We start from the raw sequence: 5,595 nt of genomic DNA on the forward strand, positions 1-5,595 counted from the left end.
GCGATCCCCGGCCTTGACGACGAGTTCCGCGTCATCGTCTCCCCGTGGATTCTGACGGTGCTCGTGACCGACCGCCTGGCTCGCTACTACGAGACGGTCACCAAGCACAACCTCAAGTATCGTCGCTACTATCACCAGTTCGACTACTAAAGAAAACGGGTGCGGGAACGTGCCGGGCTATTGAGAGGAACACAGAATGAGGCAGTACATCATCGCCAGCCATGCGCACTTCGCCACCGGCATCAAGGAGAGCGTCGAGCTGCTCTCGGGCGCTCGCGACAACGTCCACGATCTTTCGATGTTCGTCGATGGCCGCATGGACGTGGCCGAGGAGGCCCAAAAACTGCTGGCAGGCATGTCTGCCGACGATGATGTCGTTGTCTGCACCGACCTCTTTGGCGGTAGCGTTAACAACGAGTTCACCAAGATCGTCCAGACGCGTCCCCGCACGTACCTCGTTACCAACATGAACCTTCCTCTGCTCATCCAGCTGCTGTTCTCTGACGAGTCGGCGCCGGTTGAGGAGACGATTCGCGCCATCGTCGCTGCGGACGATACGCGCGTGAAGTTTGTCAACGATCTTTTGGTCGATGACGAGGAGGAGGAAGAGTTCTAATCCGCAGCACCTACTGACACGCCGTATGACGGCACAAGACCTTTGGGGGGTCACATTATGATTCAGCTACTTCGCGTTGACCATCGCCTGCTTCATGGCCAGGTCGCAGTTTCCTGGGTTCAGGGCCTTGGCTCCAACTGCATCTTCTGCGTGGGCGATAAGGTCGCTAACGACCCGGTGTGGAAGACGACGCTCAAGATGGGCAAGCCTGCCGGCTGCAAGCTCGTCATCAAAGATATGGAGCATGCAATCGAAGCTATCAACTCGGGCGTGACCGACAAGTACAAGATGATCATCTGCGTCGCCACTATCGCTGAGGCAAAGCAGCTTGTTGAGGGCTGCCCGCAGATCAAGTCGGTCAACCTGGGCAACACCAAGCCCAAGGACGAGAAGCGTCCCGACGCTCGTCAGGTCTCTCGTCAGATCTTCCTGACCGCGGCCGAGGAAGCCGATGTGCGCGAGATGCTGGATCGTGGCGTTGAGGTCGAGATTCGACCCCTGGCCGATGACCCCAAGGTCGACTGCGCCAGCGTGCTCTAGGCGTTCAATTTCGAAGAGTCTGAGCTCTTCGTAGTGTCCTATATGGAAAGGGGGATGTATGCTTACCCAAGCAATCCTCATCGGACTTATCGCCGCATTTGGTAAGTTCGACTGCCAGCTCGGTACGCTCTACGCGTTCCGCCCCATCGTCCTGTGCCCGCTCGTGGGCCTGGTGCTGGGGGACCTGCAGTCCGGCCTCGCGATCGGTGCGAGTCTGGAGCTGCTGTTCATGGGCTCGATCTCCATCGGCGCCTACGTGCCGCCTGATGAGACGATCGGCGGCGTGCTCGCCTGCGCCTTCGCTATCCAGCTGGGCCAGAGCACCGAGGCAGCCATCGCGCTTGCCATGCCCATCGCCACGCTGTGCCTTGCCATCAAGAACATCCTTAACGCCGCCCTGCCGATCCTGGTCGACCGCGCTGATGTCTACTCCGGCCAGGGCAACCTTAAGGGTGTCTATGCGATGCACTTCCTGATCGGTTTGACCGGTATCATCATGGCGTTCCTGCTGTGCTCGTTGTCGTTCTATCTGGGTGCTGACGCCATCCAGGGCCTGCTCGACTTCATCCCGCCCTTTGTCCTTGCTGGCTTTGGCGTTGCCGCCAACTTCCTGCCTGCCATGGGCTTCGCCATGCTCGGCCGCCTGGTGCTCACCAAGCAGCTCGTGCCCTTCTACTTCCTGGGCTTCCTGCTGTGCTCCTACGCCAACGTGCCCGTCCTGGGCGTCGCCCTGATCGCCATCATCATCGGCATCGACAAGTTCGACCTGCTCGGCCTGGGCGGAGCCCAGCCCCAGCTCTCCGCGGAAGGGGATGAGGACGATGACTTCTAGTCCCGAGAACAAGATCACGCGCTCCGACCTCGTCAAGAGCGCCGTCAACGTCGGCGCCCTGGGCATGGAGTTCTCCTGGACCTACTACAAGCAGATGAACATCGCCTTCTGCCTGATGGTCGCCAACATGCTCAAGAAGATCTACGCCGGCCGCCCCGACGACTACGCCGCGGCCCTGCACCGCCACTGCGCGTTCTTCAACATCACCGTTCAGTTCGCCCCGTTCGTCGGCGGCATCGCGATGGCCATGGAGGAGAAGGTCGCCCGCGGCGAGATCGAGCCCGAGAGCGTCAACGACGTCAAGGCCGCCCTCATGGGCCCGCTGTCCGGCATCGGCGACTCCATCTTCCTGTCGACGCTGCGCGTGGTCGCCGCCGCGGTGGGCATCAGCCTGTGCCAGGCCGGCAACCCCTTCGGCCCCATCGCCTTCCTGCTCATCTACAACGTCCCCGGCTTCGCGCTGCGCGTCTGGGGCGCCGTCAAGGGCTACGAGCTGGGCGTTGGCTTCCTGGACGAGGCCCAGAGGACCGGCCTCATGCAGAAGATCATGACCTGCGTGGGCATCGTGGGCGTCATGGTCGTGGGCGCCATGTGCAAGGACATGTTCTGGGCCAGCATCCCGGTGGCCATCGGTTCGGGCGACGACGCCCAGACCCTCCAGGACATCCTGGACGGCATCATGCCCGGCATGCTCGGCATGATCGCCTTCTGGCTGTACTACTGGCTGCTGTCCAAGAAGATCAACCCCATGGTGCTGATCGTGGCCACCATGGTCGTGGGCATCATCGGCGCGTTCTTCGGCGTGCTGGCGTAGGTTCCTGCGTTCTATTCTGCCCCCAAGGGAAACGGCGACCCATTGCGGTCGCCGTTTTTTATTACCGAAAGCTAGCTGGAGGTGCTTCGTGATTCGATCTGACAATCCACCCGATAATGGCGTGAGCGGGGCGATGTATCTATTTGGCACGGCGCTCTTGTGGAGTTTTATCGGCATCCTCGTTCGCGCCAATTCGCAGTCAGCTCTTTTGATCGGTGCCGTTACGGCAATATTTATGGCGCTCTTTATCCTGCTCGTCGGTAGGCCCGTCCTCCGCGTCAGCCGTCTTATTGTCCTTGTGGCCGTCTGCAACTTCGTGACGGGCACCACGTTTAACTTTGCCAACCAGCTCACGACGGTCGGCAACGCGATCGTTCTGCAGTACACCTCGATGATTTTTGTTATCGTGTATCAATCGCTCGCAACTCGCACGTTGCCCTCGCCTGTGAAGATTGCCTCCGTGGTGGTTGCTTTTACGGGTATGGGACTTTTCTTTTTAGGCGATTTGAGTGCCGAGGGCATGCTCGGCAACCTGCTTGCCGTCATTTCGGGCGCCACCTTTGGGCTGTGTTTCTTTTTGAACTCTCGCCCCGATGCGTCGCCTATGGTGTCCTCGCTCATCTCCTGCGGTATCTCGATGCTGCCGATTGTCTATTTTGCCGGCGCCCTAGACTCCGTGAGACCATTTGAGTGGGGACTCATGCTGGTGCATGGCCTTTTTTGCAGTGGCCTTGCGAGCGTGCTGTATGCCAAGGGGATCGCGCGCACCAACGCGTTTGCGGCCAACTTGGTTTGCATGAGCGAGGTCGTGCTCGCTCCCTGCTGGTCGGCGCTCCTCTTTGGCGAGGTCTTTCGCTGGAACGAGTTTTTGGGCGCGGCGATTATCGTTTTGGTGATTGTAGGCAACTTGGCATACGATGCCTTTGGCGATGGCTTTCTGGTGGCGCTTGTCCGCCATCGAAACAAAGAGCGCACCTGACGGGATACGTCTGCCGTTTACGGTAAAAAACACCCCGCTGAGCGAGTGGTATTAAATAGTAAGAACCTGCATACCTATAATTGGTATCAAATCATTTGTGCCTGGCATAGGTGTTAGCAGCACACCAGGTGCGCTTCGAGCCGTGTAATCGAACTCCCGGAATTGATATCAACAACGCGCGCGACGGGAGTGACGACGGTTCGAGATTCCTTATTGGGAGGAATTATGCTTGTCCAAGCAATCCTCGTCGGCTTAGTCGGAGCGTTTGGATGCCTCGACTACCAGCTCGGCACCCTTTACGCGTTCCGCCCCATCGTCCTGTGCCCGCTCGTGGGCCTGGTGCTGGGGGACCTGCAGACTGGCCTTGCCGTTGGCGCCAGCTTGGAGCTGCTGTTCATGGGTTCGGTTTCCATCGGCGCCTACGTGCCGCCTAACGAAACCATCGGCGGCGTACTCGCCTGCGCGTTTGCCATACAGCTCGGTCAGGGTACCGAGACAGCCATCGCGCTTGCCATGCCCATCGCCGTCCTTTCGCTGACGTTCGACAACATTACCAGTGCCTTGTTCCCCGTGTTTGTCGATATGGCAGACAAGTTCGCCCTCAAGGGAAATCTCAAAGGTATTTACGCCGTCCATTGGGGACTTGGACTTTGGGGCTGCCTCGAGTACTTCTTGCTGTGCGGCGGCGCATTCTACTTGGGGTCTGACGCCATCCAGGGCCTGCTCGACTTCGTCCCGTCCTTCATCATTGATGGTTGCGGCGTTGCCGCCAACATCCTGCCTGCCATGGGCTTCGCCATGCTCGGCCGCCTGGTGCTCACCAAGCAGCTCGTGCCCTTCTACTTCCTGGGCTTCCTGCTGTGCTCCTACGCCAACGTGCCCGTCCTGGGCGTCGCCCTGATCGCCATCATCATCGGCATCGACAAGTTCGACCTGCTCGGCCTGGGCGGAGCCCAGCCCCAGCTCTCCGCGGAAGGGGATGAGGACGATGACTTCTAGTCCCGAGAACAAGATCACGCGCTCCGACCTCGTCAAGAGCGCCGTCAACGTCGGCGCCCTGGGCATGGAGTTCTCCTGGACCTACTACAAGCAGATGAACATCGCCTTCTGCCTGATGGTCGCCAACATGCTCAAGAAGATCTACGCCGGCCGCCCCGACGACTACGCCGCGGCCCTGCACCGCCACTGCGCGTTCTTCAACATCACCGTTCAGTTCGCCCCGTTCGTCGGCGGCATCGCGATGGCCATGGAGGAGAAGGTCGCCCGCGGCGAGATCGAGCCCGAGAGCGTCAACGACGTCAAGGCCGCCCTCATGGGCCCGCTGTCCGGCATCGGCGACTCCATCTTCCTGTCGACGCTGCGCGTGGTCGCCGCCGCGGTGGGCATCAGCCTGTGCCAGGCCGGCAACCCCTTCGGCCCCATCGCCTTCCTGCTCATCTACAACGTCCCCGGCTTCGCGCTGCGCGTCTGGGGCGCCGTCAAGGGCTACGAGCTGGGCGTGGGCTTCCTGGACGAGGCCCAGAGGACCGGCCTCATGCAGAAGATCATGACCTGCGTGGGAATCGTGGGCGTCATGGTCGTGGGCGCCATGTGCAAGGACATGTTCTGGGCCAGCATCCCGGTGGCCATCGGCTCGGGCGACGACGCCCAGACCCTCCAGGACATCCTGGACGGCATCATGCCCGGCATGCTCGGCATGATCGCCTTCTGGCTGTACTACTGGCTGCTGTCCAAGAAGATCAACCCCATGGTGCTGATCGTGGCCACCATGGTCGTGGGCATCATCGGCGCGTTCTTCGGCGTGCTGGCGTAAG

Annotated in this window: 7 protein-coding genes; all 7 read left to right on the forward strand. The window is 60.5% G+C overall.

Annotation, left to right across the window (positions count from 1 at the left end; translation table 11 throughout):
- Positions 1-196 precede the first annotated feature (196 nt).
- The 7 genes from ABHU32_RS09740 to ABHU32_RS09770 all read left to right on the forward strand — a co-directional run bounded on the left by ABHU32_RS09740 (position 197) and on the right by ABHU32_RS09770 (position 5,594).
- Positions 197-616 (forward strand): PTS sugar transporter subunit IIA, encoded by a 420-nt coding sequence (locus ABHU32_RS09740; RefSeq protein WP_148346728.1) that lies wholly within the window; start codon positions 197-199, stop codon positions 614-616.
- A gap of 57 nt (positions 617-673) precedes the next feature.
- Positions 674-1,156, forward strand: coding sequence for a PTS sugar transporter subunit IIB (locus ABHU32_RS09745; RefSeq protein ID WP_099432286.1), 483 nt, complete (start codon positions 674-676; stop codon positions 1,154-1,156).
- Between the two features lie 58 nt (positions 1,157-1,214).
- Positions 1,215-1,988 (forward strand): PTS mannose/fructose/sorbose/N-acetylgalactosamine transporter subunit IIC, encoded by a 774-nt coding sequence (locus ABHU32_RS09750; protein WP_271739668.1) that lies wholly within the window; start codon positions 1,215-1,217, stop codon positions 1,986-1,988.
- On the forward strand, positions 1,969-2,802 hold the full coding sequence (locus ABHU32_RS09755) for a PTS system mannose/fructose/sorbose family transporter subunit IID (protein WP_346979791.1): 834 nt from the start codon (positions 1,969-1,971) through the stop codon (positions 2,800-2,802). The genes ABHU32_RS09750 and ABHU32_RS09755 overlap by 20 nt, the downstream gene beginning before the upstream one ends.
- Before the next feature lie 88 nt (positions 2,803-2,890).
- Positions 2,891-3,781, forward strand: coding sequence for a DMT family transporter (locus ABHU32_RS09760; RefSeq protein ID WP_346979792.1), 891 nt, complete (start codon positions 2,891-2,893; stop codon positions 3,779-3,781).
- Between the two features lie 225 nt (positions 3,782-4,006).
- Positions 4,007-4,780: a PTS mannose/fructose/sorbose/N-acetylgalactosamine transporter subunit IIC gene (locus tag ABHU32_RS09765; protein ID WP_346979794.1), complete on the forward strand. Its 774-nt coding sequence runs from the start codon at positions 4,007-4,009 to the stop codon at positions 4,778-4,780.
- Positions 4,761-5,594, forward strand: coding sequence for a PTS system mannose/fructose/sorbose family transporter subunit IID (locus ABHU32_RS09770; RefSeq protein WP_346979791.1), 834 nt, complete (start codon positions 4,761-4,763; stop codon positions 5,592-5,594). Before ABHU32_RS09765 ends, ABHU32_RS09770 begins: the two co-directional genes overlap by 20 nt.
- Position 5,595: the final 1 nt, after the last annotated feature.

It is taken from the genome of Collinsella aerofaciens, from assembly GCF_039758965.1.
Classification (GTDB): domain Bacteria; phylum Actinomycetota; class Coriobacteriia; order Coriobacteriales; family Coriobacteriaceae; genus Collinsella; species Collinsella aerofaciens_BR.

Coding starts and splice junctions, on each gene's coding strand:
- ABHU32_RS09750 (WP_271739668.1), top strand. CDS start 1,215: ATGCTTACCCAAGCAATCCTCATCGGACTTATCGCCGCATTTGGTAAG.
- ABHU32_RS09765 (WP_346979794.1), top strand. CDS start 4,007: ATGCTTGTCCAAGCAATCCTCGTCGGCTTAGTCGGAGCGTTTGGATGC.
- ABHU32_RS09770 (WP_346979791.1), top strand. CDS start 4,761: ATGAGGACGATGACTTCTAGTCCCGAGAACAAGATCACGCGCTCCGAC.
- ABHU32_RS09740 (WP_148346728.1), top strand. CDS start 197: ATGAGGCAGTACATCATCGCCAGCCATGCGCACTTCGCCACCGGCATC.
- ABHU32_RS09755 (WP_346979791.1), top strand. CDS start 1,969: ATGAGGACGATGACTTCTAGTCCCGAGAACAAGATCACGCGCTCCGAC.
- ABHU32_RS09745 (WP_099432286.1), top strand. CDS start 674: ATGATTCAGCTACTTCGCGTTGACCATCGCCTGCTTCATGGCCAGGTC.